At 64.1% G+C, this 14571-nt stretch carries 12 protein-coding genes; 11 read left to right on the top strand and 1 reads right to left on the bottom strand.

Annotated elements, in window-relative coordinates; all coding sequences use genetic code 11:
* Window position 1: 1 nt before the first annotated feature.
* From AC3WWH_RS09485 to lhpI, 5 genes are read left to right on the top strand one after another with little or no spacing between them, the layout of a single operon-like run.
* A complete protein-coding gene (locus tag AC3WWH_RS09485) occupies window positions 2-652 on the top strand; it encodes an amino acid ABC transporter permease (protein ID WP_058322802.1) in 651 nt (216 codons plus the stop codon).
* A complete protein-coding gene (locus tag AC3WWH_RS09480) occupies window positions 645-1367 on the top strand; it encodes an amino acid ABC transporter ATP-binding protein (protein WP_034798411.1) in 723 nt (240 codons plus the stop codon). The genes AC3WWH_RS09485 and AC3WWH_RS09480 overlap by 8 nt, the downstream gene beginning before the upstream one ends.
* A 7-nt stretch (window positions 1368-1374) precedes the next feature.
* Window positions 1375-2622 carry an NAD(P)/FAD-dependent oxidoreductase gene (locus AC3WWH_RS09475; RefSeq protein ID WP_492376937.1) on the top strand — a complete coding sequence of 416 codons (1248 nt, stop codon included), beginning with the start codon at window positions 1375-1377 and terminating at the stop codon, window positions 2620-2622.
* 13 nt (window positions 2623-2635) lie between these two features.
* Window positions 2636-3637: a 4-hydroxyproline epimerase gene (locus AC3WWH_RS09470; protein ID WP_058322800.1), complete on the top strand. Its 1002-nt coding sequence runs from the start codon at window positions 2636-2638 to the stop codon at window positions 3635-3637.
* The gene (gene lhpI, locus AC3WWH_RS09465) at window positions 3634-5325 is read left to right on the top strand and encodes a cis-3-hydroxy-L-proline dehydratase (protein ID WP_492376936.1); all 1692 of its coding nucleotides are present in this window, start codon (window positions 3634-3636) and stop codon (window positions 5323-5325) included. Before AC3WWH_RS09470 ends, lhpI begins: the two co-directional genes overlap by 4 nt.
* A 16-nt stretch (window positions 5326-5341) precedes the next feature.
* Here lhpI and AC3WWH_RS09460 read toward each other — a convergent pair whose 3' ends face one another.
* Window positions 5342-6394, bottom strand: coding sequence for a LacI family DNA-binding transcriptional regulator (locus tag AC3WWH_RS09460; protein ID WP_492376935.1), 1053 nt, complete (start codon window positions 6392-6394; stop codon window positions 5342-5344).
* 117 nt (window positions 6395-6511) lie between these two features.
* On the opposite strand from AC3WWH_RS09460, the gene bglB reads away from it, so the two are divergent.
* The 6 genes from bglB (at window position 6512) to AC3WWH_RS09430 (ending at window position 14562) form a co-directional block, all read left to right on the top strand.
* On the top strand, window positions 6512-7612 hold the full coding sequence (bglB, locus tag AC3WWH_RS09455) for a beta-galactosidase BglB (RefSeq protein WP_058322797.1): 1101 nt from the start codon (window positions 6512-6514) through the stop codon (window positions 7610-7612).
* Complete coding sequence (gene kduI, locus AC3WWH_RS09450; protein WP_492376934.1) at window positions 7609-8445, top strand: 5-dehydro-4-deoxy-D-glucuronate isomerase; 837 nt, start codon at window positions 7609-7611, stop codon at window positions 8443-8445. The genes bglB and kduI overlap by 4 nt, the downstream gene beginning before the upstream one ends.
* Complete coding sequence (locus tag AC3WWH_RS09445) at window positions 8442-10928, top strand: hypothetical protein (protein ID WP_492376933.1); 2487 nt, start codon at window positions 8442-8444, stop codon at window positions 10926-10928. Before kduI ends, AC3WWH_RS09445 begins: the two co-directional genes overlap by 4 nt.
* A gap of 90 nt (window positions 10929-11018) precedes the next feature.
* On the top strand, window positions 11019-12287 hold the full coding sequence (locus AC3WWH_RS09440; protein WP_058322794.1) for an ABC transporter substrate-binding protein: 1269 nt from the start codon (window positions 11019-11021) through the stop codon (window positions 12285-12287).
* 197 nt (window positions 12288-12484) lie between these two features.
* Window positions 12485-13513: a carbohydrate ABC transporter permease gene (locus AC3WWH_RS09435; protein WP_057251930.1), complete on the top strand. Its 1029-nt coding sequence runs from the start codon at window positions 12485-12487 to the stop codon at window positions 13511-13513.
* Complete coding sequence (locus AC3WWH_RS09430; protein ID WP_110880477.1) at window positions 13510-14562, top strand: carbohydrate ABC transporter permease; 1053 nt, start codon at window positions 13510-13512, stop codon at window positions 14560-14562. Before AC3WWH_RS09435 ends, AC3WWH_RS09430 begins: the two co-directional genes overlap by 4 nt.
* The last annotated feature ends 9 nt before the right edge of the window (window positions 14563-14571 follow it).

Raw genomic sequence — 14571 nt, 5'->3', positions numbered from 1 at the left:
GATGTTCAATACCGCCCTCACCCTTGCTGATCTCGGCTTCCTGCTGAAAGGCGCCCTGATGACGCTTGCGGTCACCGCCGTCTCGGTCACCGCCGGCACCGTGCTCGGCATCATCTTCGGCGTCGTGCGCAACCAGGTCGGCCCCTACTGGGCCGCACCGCTCACCTTCGTGCTCGACATCTTCCGCTCGGTGCCGCTCCTGATCCAGCTGGTGCTTGCCAACGCCTTCCAGGCGATCGCCAAGCTCGGCTGGGCGCCGTTCACGACGTCCTGCGTGGTGCTGTCGCTCTACACGGCCGCCTACTGCACGGAGATCGTGCGCGGCGGCATCTCCTCCGTGCCGCCGACGACGCGCCGCGCTGCCCGCTCGCTCGGCATGACCTGGTGGCAGGACATGCGCTACATCGTGGCGCCGCTTGCGACCCGTGTTTCGCTGCCGTCCTGGATCGGCCTGACGCTCGGCGTCATGAAGGACTCCGCACTCGTTCTCTGGCTTGGCCTGATCGAGCTGCTGCGCGCCTCGCAGGTGCTCGTCACCCGTCTGCAGGAGCCGCTGCTGATCCTTCTGATCTGCGGCGCCATCTACTTCCTCATCAGCTTCCCAATCGCCCGGCTCGGCGGTTACCTTGAAAAACGGTGGTCCAATGATTGAGATCCAGAACGTTCGCAAATCCTTCGGCTCGCTGGAGGTTCTCAAAGGCATCGACCTCACCGTCAACAAGGGCGAGGTGCTGACCATCATTGGCGGCTCCGGTTCCGGCAAATCGACGCTGCTGACCTGCATCAACGGTCTCGAGCCGATCGATGCCGGCCGCATCCTCGTTGACGGCACCGAGGTCCACGCGAAATCAACAAACCTCAACAAGCTGCGCAGCAAGCTCGGCATCGTCTTCCAGCAGTTCAATGCTTTCCCGCACCTGACCGTGCTTGAAAACGTCATGCTGGCGCCGCGCAAGGTGCTCGGCCTCTCCAAGGAAAAGGCTGAGGAGAACGCCGTCAAGCAGCTCACGCACGTTGGCCTCGGCGAGAAGCTCGGCGTCTATCCCACCCGCATGTCGGGCGGCCAGCAGCAGCGCATGGCGATCGCCCGCGCGCTTGCCATGTCGCCGGAATACATGCTGTTTGACGAAGTGACCTCGGCACTCGACCCGCAGCTCGTCGGCGAAGTGCTCGACACGCTGCGCATGCTTGCGTCCGAAGGCATGACGATGATCTGTGTCACACACGAAATGAAGTTTGCCCGCGAAGTTTCCGACCGCGTCGCCTTCTTCCACAAGGGCGTGATGGCGGAAATCGCAGCACCCGAGGCGCTCTTCGGCGCGCCGAAGGACCCGGAACTCCAGAAGTTCCTGGCAGCGACGCACTGAGCCGATCATGAAGGATGCAGCTCAGCCTGACGTCATCGTCATCGGCGCCGGCGTTGTCGGCCTTTCCGCGGCGATCGCCGCCCAGGCACGGGGACTTTCCGTCACCGTGCTCGACCGGGAAGGCCCGGCCGCAGGTGCCTCTGCCGGCAATGCCGGGGCCTTCGCCTTTACCGACATCCTGCCGCTCGCCTCTCCCGGCATCCTCAAAAAGGCGCCGAAGTGGCTGCTCGACCCGCTTGGGCCCTTGAGCGTCCCGCCGGCCTACGCGGTGCAGATCGCCCCGTGGATGTTCCGCTTCTGGCGCGCCTGCTCGCCGGGCCGCGTTGCGCATTCGACGACGGCGCAGACCGCGATCATGGACCTGTCCAAGGCGGAGCTAGAACCCTTCCTCACCGCAACCGGCACCCTGCCGATGCTGCGCAAGGAAGGCAATCTCCAGGTCTATGAAAGCGAAGCCGAACTGAAGGCATCGCTTCCCGGCTGGAAGGCGCGGGCAGAGCACGGCATCGAATTCCGCCATATGGGTGCTGCCGAAATGGCCGAGATCCAGCCCGGTCTCGCGCCGTGCTTTACTCATGGCACCTTCACGCCCGGCTGGTACTCGATCGCCGATCCGAAGCTCTATACCCTCGCGCTCGCGGACCATTTCCGCGCCAAGGGCGGCATCATCGAACGCGCCGAGGTTACGGCATTGCGGCCGGTCGAGGGTGGCGTGGAACTGACGTCCAACGGCAAGACACGGCGTGCAGACCAGGTTGTGCTATCCGCCGGCGCCTTCTCGCATCAGATCGCCCGGACGCTCGGCGAACGTATCCCGCTCGAAACCGAGCGCGGATACAACACCACGCTGCCGCAGGACGCCTTCGATCTGCGCACCCAGGTCACCTTCGGCGGCCACGGCTTTGTCGTCACGCGGCTTTCGACCGGCATCCGGGTCGGCGGCGCCGTCGAACTCGGCGGCCTCAAGCTGCCGCCGAATTTCCGCCGCTCGGAAGCGATGCTGAAGAAGGCGCAGAAATTCCTGCCCGGCTTCAAAAGCGAAGGCGGCGTGCAGTGGATGGGCTTCCGCCCGTCACTGCCCGACAGCCTGCCGGCGATCGGCCGCGCCCGTGCCACGGGGCGCGTGATCTACGCCTTCGGCCACGGCCATCTCGGCCTGACGCAATCGGCCGGCACCGCGCGTCTCGTCGCCGAACTCCTGACCGGCCAGCGGCCGGCAATCGACATCCAATCCTTCTCGCCGCAACGTTTCTGATAGGGCTTCGACCATGGCCAACCATACCTTCTCCTGCATCGACGGACACACCTGCGGCAACCCGGTCCGGCTCGTTTCCGGCGGCGGGCCGCGGCTCGAAGGGGCCAACATGCTGGAGAAGCGGGCCCACTTTCTGCGCGAATTCGACTGGATCCGCACCGGCCTGATGTTCGAGCCGCGCGGCCACGACATGATGTCCGGCTCGATCCTCTATCCGCCGACGCGGCCCGACTGCGACGTCGCGGTGCTCTTCATCGAGACCTCCGGCTGCCTGCCGATGTGCGGCCACGGCACGATCGGCACCATCACCATGGCGATCGAGAACGGGCTGATCACCCCGCGTGAACCGGGCAAGCTGTCGATCGACGCGCCGGCCGGCAAGGTGGACATCACCTATCGCCAGGAAGGCCGCTTCGTCGAGGAAGTGCGCCTCACCAACGTGCCGGGCTTCCTCTATGCCGAGGGCCTGACGGCTGAGGTCGAGGGCCTCGGCGAGATCGTCGTCGACGTCGCCTATGGCGGCAACTTCTACGCCATCGTCGAGCCGCAGAAGAACTTCCGCGACATGGCCGATCATACCGCCGGCGAGCTCGTCGGCTGGAGTCCGAAGCTGCGCGCAGCCCTCAACGCCAAGTACGAGTTCGTCCATCCGGAACACCCCGAGATCCAGGGCCTCAGCCACATCCAGTGGACCGGCAAGCCAACCCAGGCCGAGGCGCATGCGCGCAACGCCGTGTTCTACGGCGAAAAGGCGATCGACCGCTCGCCCTGCGGCACCGGCACCTCGGCGCGCATGGCGCAGCTTGCCGCCAAGGGCAAGCTGAAGGTCGGTGACGAGTTCGTGCATGAATCGATCATCGGGTCGCTGTTCAAGGGCCGCGTCGAGGCGGCGACCAAGGTTGCCGACCGCGACGCCATCATCCCTTCGATCGCCGGCTGGGCCCGCATGACCGGCATCAACACGATCTTCATCGATGACCGCGACCCCTTCGCCCATGGATTTGTCGTAAAATGACCCAATCGATCTCCGCCCGCAGCATTCTCTCTGGCTCCGCCGATGGCCCCATCATCGCCACCGAGGAGGCGCTGAGCTTCTGGGGCGGGGTCGATCCGGCAACCGGCGTGGTGATCGATGTGCATCACCCGCTGCACGGGATCTGTCTCACCGGCGGCATCCTGATGATGCCATCGAGCCGCGGTTCCTGTACCGGTTCGGGCGTTCTGCTCGATATGGCGCTCACCGGCCGGGCGCCTGCCGCATTGGTCTTCTGCGAAGCCGAGGACGTGTTGACGCTCGGCGCGTTGATCGCCGCCGAGATGTTCGGAAAATCTCTGCCGGTGCTCAGGCTTTCACGCGACGCCTTCAAGATGCTTTCGCAGGCAAAGTCAGCAGGGATCGGCGCTGGCACGATCGAGGCCGACGGCCTGACGATCCCGGTCGAGCCGCCGGCAGTGACCGCTCTCGACCTTACCGAAGACGACCGCGCAATGCTCGACGGCCGCGATGGCATCGCCGTGCAGCAAGCGATGCGGATCATTTCCGCGATGGCCGCACAGCAGGGGGCGGAAAAGCTCATCGACGTGGTCCAGGGCCATATCGACGGCTGCATCTATGCGAGCCCCGCCAACCTCACCTTCGCCGAAAAGATGGCAAACATGGGCGCCAAGGTCCAGGTGCCGACGACGATGAACGCGATCTCGGTCGACCGCGCCAACTGGCGGGCGCAGGGCGTGCCGGAAAGTTTCGGCGACCCGGCGGCTAAGCTTGCCGACGCCTATGTGCGCATGGGCTGTCGCCCGACCTTCACCTGTTCGCCCTATCTGCTCGACAGCGCACCGAAATCAGGCGAATCCATTGCCTGGGCGGAATCCAACGCCGTCATCTTCGCCAACACCGTGCTTGGCGCCCGTACGGCGAAACATCCGGATTTTCTCGACCTCTGCATCGCGCTGACCGGCCGCGCGCCCCTTTCGGGTGTCTATCTCGACGAACCGCGCAGGGCGAAGCGCGTCATCGACGTGGAACTGCCTGATGGTATCGACGATGCCTTCTGGCCGCTGATCGGCTACCTCGCCGGCAAGGCCGCGCCCGACCGCATCCCGCTGTTGCGTGGACTTGCGTCCGCACGACCCTCGCGCGACGATCTGAAGGCGCTCTGCGCCGCCTTCGGCACCACGTCCGCAGCCCCCATGTTGCATGTGGAAGGTGTAACCCCGGAAGCGGAAGGTGCCACGGCTGAGGATGCCGACCAAACGGCCATCACACGTGCCGACATGGCCGAGGCCTGGGCGCATTTCAACGAGGGACCAGCCGAGGTTGAGCTCGTCGCCATCGGCAGCCCGCACGCCTCGCTCGAGGAATGCCGCGCTCTGGCCGACGCCTTCGACGGTCGCAAGCGGCATGGCGATGTCGCCCTAATCGTGACCGCCGGACGAGACGCGATCGCCGCAGCACGGGAAGAGGGTCTGCTGGCTCGACTGGAGGCAAGTGGTATCCAGGTGCTGCCGGATCTCTGCTGGTGCTCGATCTCGGAGCCGGTGTTCCCGACGAAGACGCGGGCGCTGATGACCAATTCCGGAAAGTACGCCCATTACGGCCCCGGCCTCTCCGGGCGCGCCGTTCGCTTCGGCAGCCTCGCCGATTGCGTTGAGGCGGCGCTCACGGGCCGCGTCCCGGCACGTCTGCCGACCTGGCTGTCGTAGCGACTTCGCCGCGGGCTTAGGCGCCGCGCGGCGGTGCCGTCGAGGCGCGCGGCACCAGGTGACAGGCAAGCTCCACCCGTCGCGGCGGCGCCGGGATACCGGAGAGCGTGTCGCGCAAGAGGTCGAGCGCGACGGAACCGATCTCGCGCATCGGGATGTGCATCGTCGTCAGCGGCGGATTGAGGAAGGCCGCCTGCGGCAGATCATCCATGCCCATGACCGAGACATCGCCTGGAACCGAAAAGCCCTTCTGCTGGATGCCGAGCATGGCGCCGACGGCGAGGCTGTCGCCGGCTGCGAGCACGGCGGTGAAATCCAGCCCCCGCTCCGAAATCCGCTGCGTCAGCGCCTGTATCGCAAGCTCCGGCAGCCAGTCCTCGACGGTGACGAGCAAGTCGTCGGTAGCGGGCAGGCCTTTCGCGAGCAGCCCGTCGCGCCAGCCCTCGTAGCGCCGCTCAATCGTACGGCGCCCCGGCCGCATCAGGAACAGGATGCGCTCGTGGCCCAGCTCGATCAGATGGTCGGTCGCAAGCCGCGCGCTCGATCGGTTGCAGGGCGTGACGCTCGATAGCCGCATATAAGGATCGTCGCTGTTCAAGAGCACAACCGGCTTGTCGAAGCCGCGGGTGGCGGCAATCATGCCCTCATCGTCGATGGTGAGAAACAAGAGACCGGCGACTTGCTCGTCCTCTTCGGCCTCGGCAAGAACGGCCAACTCTTCGTTTCGATCCGCGATTGGCCGGGTGACGATTTCGAGATCCAACGCGTGGGCCCGCTCCTTCAACCCCTCCAGCACATAGTGGGTAAACTGGTTGCGCACATAGTCGATCATGGCTGCACTCGACGCCGCCACGATGACCTTCTGACCGGCGACCGCCGTGGGGATCATGTAGTTGGCGTTCTTGGCCGCTTCCAGCACCTTCTGGCGGATTTCCGCGCGCACGCCCTTTTCGCCAGCAAGGGCGCGGGAGGCGGTGCTCAAGGAGACGCCGCAGGCTTCCGCGATGTCCTCCAGCCGAACGCGTTTGCTCTTCTTGCCGCGTTTGCCCGGCAGCGGTTTTGCGATCATGTGATCCTCCCTTGCCACAATATTGGGAAAAATTTTCATGTTGCGCAAGAAAAAACATCGTGCCTTTATCTTTCTCAAGAAAGCCGAGGGAAGAGCGGCTTAAGGAGGAGGAGTGCCATGGGCCTCAACGCCCACGATATTCGCACGGGTCTCGATCGTCTTGTCGGCGGTATGACCGGTCTCAAGCATGACGGCCGGTTCGATGAACCGAACCTCGACGGGACCGCAGGCGACTACATCAGCTTCGACAGCTGGGAATGGCCGCAGGGTGTTGGCCTCTATGGCCTGATCAAGTTCTGGCTGTTTACCGGCCGCGAGGACATCCGTCAGCTTATCGAAGGCTGGTACGAAGGACGCCTTGCTGCCGGGCTTCCGGAACTCAACGTCAACACGACCGCGCCGATGCTCGGCCTCTCGGTTCTCTGGGCCAAATCCAGGAATCCCCGCTGGAAGCCGCTGCTCGACGACTGGGCAAACAGGGTGATGAACGAAATGGGCCGGACGCCGGAAGGCGGCTTCGAGCATCACGTCTCCGACAAGGTCAACGACAACGAACTCTGGGACGACACGCTCTATATGGTCGCCCTGTTCCTCGCCTCCTATGGCCAGGCGAGCGGCCGGCGCGAACTCGTCGACGAGGCCTCGCGGCAGTTTCTCGTGCATGCTCGTTACCTTGCCGACACCCAGTCGGGTCTCTGGTTCCATGGCTGGACCTTCGACGGCCGGCACAATTTCGCCCGCGCCCGCTGGGCCCGCGGCAATGCCTGGATCACCGCCGGCATGCTCGACTTCTTCGACCTCGCGGAACTCGCCGCACCGGTCAAGGAATACCTGCGCGGCGTGCTCGTTACCCAGGTCGAGGCATTGCTGCCGCTGCAGGCCGCTTCCGGCGCCTGGCGCACGCTGCTCGACGACGCGACCTCCTATGAGGAAATTTCCGCGACGGCCGGCATCGGCTATGGCCTGCTCAAGGGCTATCGGCTCGGCTATGGAACGCCCGCCTGGAGAGCCGCCGGTCTGCGCGCGCTTGAAGTCGTGATGCGCAACATCGACGAGAGCGGCACCGTGCTCAACGTCTCCTACGGCACACGCATGGGCCACGACCTGCAATTCTACAAGGACATCCCAATTCAGCCGACCGGCTATGGCCAGGCACTGGCAATCCTGTGTCTCTCCGAAGCCCTGCAGCATGTCGGCGCGGAAGGACAGGCAGCATGACGATGAAGGTTCTCTACGGGGCCAACCCCGAGGATATCAAAGGCTACGACACGGCGCGGCTGCGCCGCGAGTTCCTGATCAGCGATCTCTTTGCAGCTGACGCCGTGAACTTCACCTACACCCATGTCGACCGGCTGATCCTCGGCGGCGCCATGCCGAAGACAAAGAGCGTCTCCTTCGGCTCCGGCGCCGATATCGGCACGCCTTATCTGCTTTCGGCGCGCGAGATGGGCATCGCCAATCTTGGCGGCACCGGGACGATCACCGTCGACGGTAAGAACTTCGTGCTCGAAAATCGCGACGTTCTCTATGTCGGGCGTGGCGCAAAGGAGATCGTCGTTGCAAGCGAGACCGCCGACCGCCCGGCCCGCTTCTACATGAACTCGGTTCCCGCCGGTGCCGATCTGCCACACCGGCTGATCAAGAGGGCGGAGGCAAAGGCGCTTGAGCTCGGCGACGTCAAGCGCTCGAACAAGCGGCGCCTCGTCATGTACATCCACCCGGAAGTCATGCCCTCCTGCCTGCTTCTGATGGGCATTACCGATCTGGCCGAAGGCAGCGCCTGGAACACCATGCCGCCGCATGTGCACGAGCGGCGTATGGAGGCCTATTGCTACTTCGACATGGCACCCGAAGACCGCATCGTCCACGTGATGGGCGAGCCGGAGGAGACCCGGCACCTGATCGTCGCAAACGGCGACGCCGTGCTTTCGCCCGCCTGGTCGATCCATATGGGCGCCGGCACCGGCCCCTATGCCTTCGTCTGGGGCATGACCGGCGAGAACCAGGAATACAACGACGTCACCCCCGTAGCCTTGGCTGAGCTGAAATGAGCGATACGATTTTCCATCTGAAGAAAAGCCTCGTTGCGGGGCAGGCCGTCGGCTACTGGCAGCTCGGCACAATTGCCGAGGAGCGCTTCGACGTGCCTGACCAGCCGATGAAGGGCGAGATGGACCCCTTCTTCTTCCTGACCAAGCACAAGAACTTCATCCCGCACGAATATCCATGTCGGACGATCTTTGCCGAACGCTATCGCGGCAAGCGGCCGGAAGTGCGCGGCACATTCGAGGCGACGCGTTGGTGGCTGCCCTTCGGCTCGCCGCGGCTCGACCTCTCCGGTTTCTGGTTCCGGCCGACGCGGCTGGCGACCTGGGCCCGCACCTCGATCGAGGCCGACACGGCTGGCACCGCCAAGATTCGCCTGGGCACCTGCGGCGGTGCAGTGCTCTTCCTGAACGGCGCAGAGGTGGGCTGGATGGCGCCCTATAGCCGCAATCTCGAGGCCAAGGCCGAATTCGATCTTGAGCTCAAGGCCGGGCTCAACGAAGTTACGATCTTCTTCGACGACCTCGCCGAACGCGATGCGCGATATTTCTTCCAGTTCGACTATCTCGCGGGACCGACGGCGCGCGTGGCGCTGCCCGTTCCCTGCCCGAGTGCGGCCGCCACCGATATCGAGACCGCACTCGACGGCATGCATTTCGAACGGACCGCCTGTTTCGAGGGCGACATCACCCTTCTCTTCGCCGCCGCCCTGCCGCTCGATGTCAAGGTCAATGTCGCGGTCGAAGGCGACTTCATGTCGACCGAGCGCTTCGACCACGACTTCGTGCTGAAGGCCGGCGACAAGAGGCTGGTTGTCGGACCATCGGAAGAGACACCGGCCGATTTCCGCCATTTCCGCATCACGCTTGATGCCGGCGGCTTCGTTGCGTCGCGCTCTCTTGGTGTCGAGATCTGCCACGCCGGCCGCCAGGGCAAACCGTCGGAGACGCTTGCGCGTCGCATTACCGAGACGCTCGACGAGATCTCGGGCTTTTCCGAACGTGACACGGTCCGCGCCTTCGCCCGGCTTGCCAGCGGTCGCGGCGGTACCGACACCGACGCGATGATCGAGGAAATCCTGCCGTCGATCGAGGATTGCCACGACTGCGCCGACTTCTCGCTGGTGCCGCTCATCTGGTCGCGCACCACATGGGGCCAGGATATCGGCGAAAAGACGCGCGATCGCATCGATCAGGCGATCCTTGGCTTCCGCTACTGGATGGATGAACCCGGCAACGACGTGCAGTGGTATTTCTCCGAAAACCATGCGCTTCTGTTCCACACCTCGGCCTATCTTGCCGGCCACCTCTTCCCCGAGGCGACCTTCCGTCGCTCGGGCCGCAAGGGCAGCGAGCAAAGCGCCGTCGGCGCCGCCCGCGTCCGCGCCTGGCTCGATCATTTCGAGGCCTGGGAAATGGCGGAGTTCAACTCCGCGCCCTACTTCCCGATCGACCTCAAAGGCCTGACGGCACTGGCGGCACTCTCGCCCGACGCCGACATCGCCGACCGCGCCAAGAAGGGCATCGTGCGCCTCTGCGAGATTATCGCCCGCTCGGCCCATCACGGCATGGTAACGGCAGCCCAGGGGCGCTCCTACGAGCACACGCTCTGCGCCGGCCGCTCGCTCGAACTCTCGGGTGTCGCGCGCCTGCTCTGGGGCAAGGGCTGGTACGGCCGCCGCGTGCATGCACTGCCGCAGCTTGCCGTCTGCCTGCGTGACCACGGCCTGGTGGTGCCGGAGGCGCTTGCCACCGTCGCCTGCCATGAGGACGATGCAGCCCATCAGGAGTGGCGCTTCGCTCAGGGCGAAAACCGCTTTGCGGCGCTCTACCATTACAAAGGCCGCCATTTCGCCATGGGCTCGGCGGCGCATTATCGCTGGAACGAATGGGGCTATCAGGAAACGGTGCTGCATTTGCGCCTTGGCCAGCGCCCCGAAGCGGCGATCTGGATCAACCATCCGGGCGAGACCATTCAGTTCGGGTACGGCCGGCCATCCTATTGGGGTGGTTGCGGCACCCTCCCTCGTGCCCACCAGTACAGGGGGCTGGCCGTACTCGACTTTGCGACCGTCAGCGAACAGCCGGACTTCACCCATGCGTGGTTCCCGGTCGCCGAGCTCGACGAGAGCAGGGTCAAGGGCAAGCTGGCACTTGCGCGCAGCGGCCGTGGCGCCGTTGTCCTGATCGGCGCAACCGAACTGTTACCGGTGACCGATGGACCGTCAGCGCATGCGGAGCTGCGTCAGGCCGGCCACAAGACGCGCTGGATCGTCCGGGTTTGCGAAACCGAAGAGCTTTCCGGGGTGGAAACGAAGTTTGCCGGGCTCTCCGTCGAGGAAACCGCCGACGGTGCTTTCGTCATCAACGATCCGGACTATGGCCGCGTCGTCTTCCGCAACGACGGTTCGACGGAAGCCGAAGGGCGCACCATCGCCGCCAAGGATTTCACCGTGGCAGGTGAGGCAACCATGCTCGCCGCCAGATAAGGCAAAAAGAATTGCGCCGGTCGGGGAAGCCGGCGCCATCCCAAACGAGCGGGAGGAAGCTCGTGTATGGATAAGTGGAGGAGAAAGACAATGAAGAAGACCGGAACGATGCTCGCGGCGCTCGCCGTCGGGCTCCTGACGTCGACGGCGGCAATGGCCGGCGACGTGCGCATCATGTGGTACTCCGATGGCGTCGAAGGCGAGGTGTTGAAGGACCTGCTCGACCGCTTCATGAAGGAGAACCCCGGGATCAACGTGATCCTCGACAACGTGTCCTACAGCGTCGTCAAGGAGCAGCTGCCGGTGCAGCTCGAAGCCGGCAACGGCCCCGACATCGCCCGCGTCACCAACCTCAAGGCCCAGAGCCAGCACTGGCTCGACCTTAGGCCGCTGGTTGCCGATCCCACCTATTGGGACGAGAATTTCGGCGGGCAGGCAGATTGGATGCGCCCGGACGGCTCGAACCAGATCTCCGGTTTCATGACCCAGATCACGATTGCCGGCGGCTTTGCCAACAAGACGCTGTTCGACCAGGCGGGCGTCGCGATCCCCGGCAAGGATGCGACCTGGGACGACTGGGCGAAGGCAGCCAAGCAGGTGGCAGAAAACCAGCAGGTTCCCTTCCCGATGGCGCTCGACCGCTCCGGTCACCGCCTCAGCGGCCCGAACCTTGCCTATGGCGGCAATTATATCGGCTCCGACGGCAAGCCGGCGCCGCTTGATGATGGCTCGAAGAACTTCCTGAAGACCTTCGTCGGCTGGGTTGCCGACGGCACGATGAGCAAGGACGTCTGGGTTTCGGCCGCCGGCTCCACCTATCGCGCCGCCGCCGACGACTTCATCAACGGACAGCTCGTCTACTACTATTCCGGTTCCTGGCAGGTTCCGAACTTCTCGACGAAGATCGGCACCAACTTCGACTGGGTGGCGACCGGCAGTCCCTGCGGGCCGAGCAACTGCACCGGCATGACCGGCGGCGCGGGTCTGGTGGCGGTCAAATACACCAAGAACCCGAAGGAAGTGGCCAAGGTGATGGACTATCTTGCGAGCGAACCGATCGTGAAGGAGTTCTCCGAGCGCACCTTGTTCCTGCCTGCGCATAAGGGCGTGCTTGCCAAGGGGCTCGACTTCAAGACCGACGACCCCCAGGCAAAGGCGGCGCTCAACGGCTTCGTCGAGGCGAGCAAGTCGCTCTCCGACGAGGCGCGCAAGCTGCCCGGCTGGCTCTGGTCCGACGCCGTCTACGGCGCGCTCGTCACCCGCGTCAGCCAGGCTGCTGCCGGCGAGATGACGGTCGACGAAGCGTTCACGCGCATCGATAGCGATATCGCCACCAAGGTGAAAGATAGCGGCAACTGATCCGGGCGATCGATACCCGGTTTCCGACGGTGTGACGTATCATGCCGTCGGATCAGCCGCCGACACACCAGTAGGCATTAGCTTACATAATGCTGACATCCGGCAAGCAGCGCTTGCCCGTCTCTTGCGGGCAGCAGATCACAATCCGGCGACGATCGTTGCGCTACAAAGCGCGACCGGTGGCGAGGTAGCAAACGATGAAGGCAGATGTTCCAAGAGGAGGCGGCTCACGCCTTGGCGAGGCGGTCATGGTGCCCGTGCGCCTGCTGATGGGCGCCGTCGATGCGCCGCTCCGCTTCGTGCAGCGCCGGCTCGGCATCGGCGGCATGGCGACCTTCTTCTTGCTGCCGAACATGCTGATCTTCGGCATATTCGTGCTGCTGCCGTTCTTCATCAACTTCGCCTATTCCATGACCGGCGGAACCGCCCTCTTCCTCCCCGACCGAAGCTTCGTCGGCGGCGACCAATATGCGCGCCTCTTCGATTGCGTGAATTACACCAACCCGAACAGCTGCGCGGAAGACACCTTCTGGACCGCCGTCGGCAACACCGCCTGGTTCGTGGTGCTGCAGGTCACCCTGATGATCCTGTTTTCGCTGGTGACGGCGCTGATCCTCAACCGCGACCTGATGGCGCGCAGCTTCTGGCGGGCGGTGTTCTTCTTCCCCGTGCTGCTCTCGCCCGTCGTCGTCGGCCTCATCTGGAAGTGGATCCTGCAACGTCAGGGCCTGCTGAACTTCGGTCTCTACAGCCTTGGCCTCGAGCCGCACACCTGGCTCAACGACCGCAACTGGTCCTTTGCAGCAACCGTCGGCGTTTCGATCTGGGCGCATATGGGTTTCTATACGCTGATCCTGCTTGCCGGCCTGCAGGCGATCCCGAAGGATCTCTATGAAGCGGCCGAGATGGACGGCACCCGTCCGGCGCGCGCCTTCTGGCGCATCACCTTGCCACTGCTGATGCCCAACCTGCTCGTCGTCATCGTGCTCGTCTTGATCCGCGCAGTGCAGATCTTCGACGAGATCTACGTGCTGACCGGCGGGGGCCCAGGCACCAGCACACTCTATATCACGCAATACATCTACGAGACCGGCTTCGCGACGCAGTTGCGCAATCCCGGCCTTGCCGCAGCCGCCTCGATCCTGATGGGCGCCGTGCTGGTTGTCCTCACCCTGGTCCAGCTCGGCCTTGGCCGCAAAGGCGAGAAGAAGGGAGCCCGAAAATGAGCCGTCTTGCCGAATTCATTTTTCGACGTCGCGGCCGCAATGGCTGGCACTGGACCGATATTGTCACCTGGGTCTGGCTCATCGGCGGTCTCTTCATCATGTTCGGTCCGGCCGTCTGGCTCGTCGGCTCCTCCTTCAAGTCGCCGGCAGCCCTTGCCGAATTCCCGCCGACGATCATGCCCTATGTAACGCAGAAGGCGACCGTCGAAGGTTACGACAAGCCGCTCGACCTCTACGAAGTGACGCTGCCGGATGGCAGCAAGAAGGTGCTCGCCGAGGTTCGCCGCATCGGCATCGTCGCCCAGATGGTTTCACCGGAGAAGCCGACCGAGATCGTCAAGGTCAACATCGCCGAGCGCACGCCGGTACGCACAATGTCCTTCGCCACGTCGAACTACAGCGAGCCCTTCACCCATTTCGATTTCGTCCGCTACCTCTGGAACTCCGTTTTCGTGACGGTGACGGCGACGGTGATCACGCTCATCGTCAATTCGATGGCCGCCTTCGCGCTCAGCAAATACGAGTTCCGCGGCCGCACCTTCGCGATGCTCTTGATCCTCGCCACCCTGATGGTGCCGCTCTCGGTGATCATGGTGCCGCTCTATTCGATCGTCTCGGCGCTCGGTCTGTTCAACAATCTCTGGGGGGTGATCTTGCCGACGGTCGCGACGCCGACCGGTGTCTTCATCCTTCGCCAATACATGCTGACCATCCCCGACGAGCTGATCGACGCCGCGCGCATGGACAAGGCATCGGAGTGGCAGATCTACTGGCGCATCATCCTGCCGCTGACGGCACCGGCGCTCGCTGTGCTTGCGATCTTCTCCGTCGTCTGGCGCTGGAACGACTTCCTCTGGCCGCTGATCGTGCTCTCCCGCAAGGAGCTTTATACGCTGCAGGTGGGCTTAAGCATCTATTCCGGCGAGTTGAACGTGCAGTGGCATTTCATTCTCGCCATGACGGTCGTGACCATGATCCCGGTCGTCCTGGTCTTCATCTTCCTGCAACGCTTCATCACCACCGGCATTGCCGGCACCGGACTGAAATAAGGGGGCACC

This window comes from Ensifer sp. EB106-03-01-XG145 (genome assembly GCF_058792075.1).
This window is presented reverse-complemented; position numbering and strand designations above follow the sequence as displayed.

Excerpts from the sequence above, each read along its gene's own strand:
- AC3WWH_RS09435 (WP_057251930.1), top strand. The coding sequence starts at position 12,485 with ATGAAGGCAGATGTTCCAAGAGGAGGCGGCTCACGCCTTGGCGAGGCG.
- kduI (WP_492376934.1), top strand. The coding sequence starts at position 7,609 with ATGACGATGAAGGTTCTCTACGGGGCCAACCCCGAGGATATCAAAGGC.
- AC3WWH_RS09475 (WP_492376937.1), top strand. The coding sequence starts at position 1,375 with ATGAAGGATGCAGCTCAGCCTGACGTCATCGTCATCGGCGCCGGCGTT.
- AC3WWH_RS09445 (WP_492376933.1), top strand. The coding sequence starts at position 8,442 with ATGAGCGATACGATTTTCCATCTGAAGAAAAGCCTCGTTGCGGGGCAG.
- AC3WWH_RS09430 (WP_110880477.1), top strand. The coding sequence starts at position 13,510 with ATGAGCCGTCTTGCCGAATTCATTTTTCGACGTCGCGGCCGCAATGGC.
- AC3WWH_RS09440 (WP_058322794.1), top strand. The coding sequence starts at position 11,019 with ATGAAGAAGACCGGAACGATGCTCGCGGCGCTCGCCGTCGGGCTCCTG.
- lhpI (WP_492376936.1), top strand. The coding sequence starts at position 3,634 with ATGACCCAATCGATCTCCGCCCGCAGCATTCTCTCTGGCTCCGCCGAT.
- AC3WWH_RS09470 (WP_058322800.1), top strand. The coding sequence starts at position 2,636 with ATGGCCAACCATACCTTCTCCTGCATCGACGGACACACCTGCGGCAAC.
- AC3WWH_RS09460 (WP_492376935.1), bottom strand. The coding sequence starts at position 6,394 with ATGATCGCAAAACCGCTGCCGGGCAAACGCGGCAAGAAGAGCAAACGC.
- bglB (WP_058322797.1), top strand. The coding sequence starts at position 6,512 with ATGGGCCTCAACGCCCACGATATTCGCACGGGTCTCGATCGTCTTGTC.
- AC3WWH_RS09485 (WP_058322802.1), top strand. The coding sequence starts at position 2 with ATGTTCAATACCGCCCTCACCCTTGCTGATCTCGGCTTCCTGCTGAAA.
- AC3WWH_RS09480 (WP_034798411.1), top strand. The coding sequence starts at position 645 with ATGATTGAGATCCAGAACGTTCGCAAATCCTTCGGCTCGCTGGAGGTT.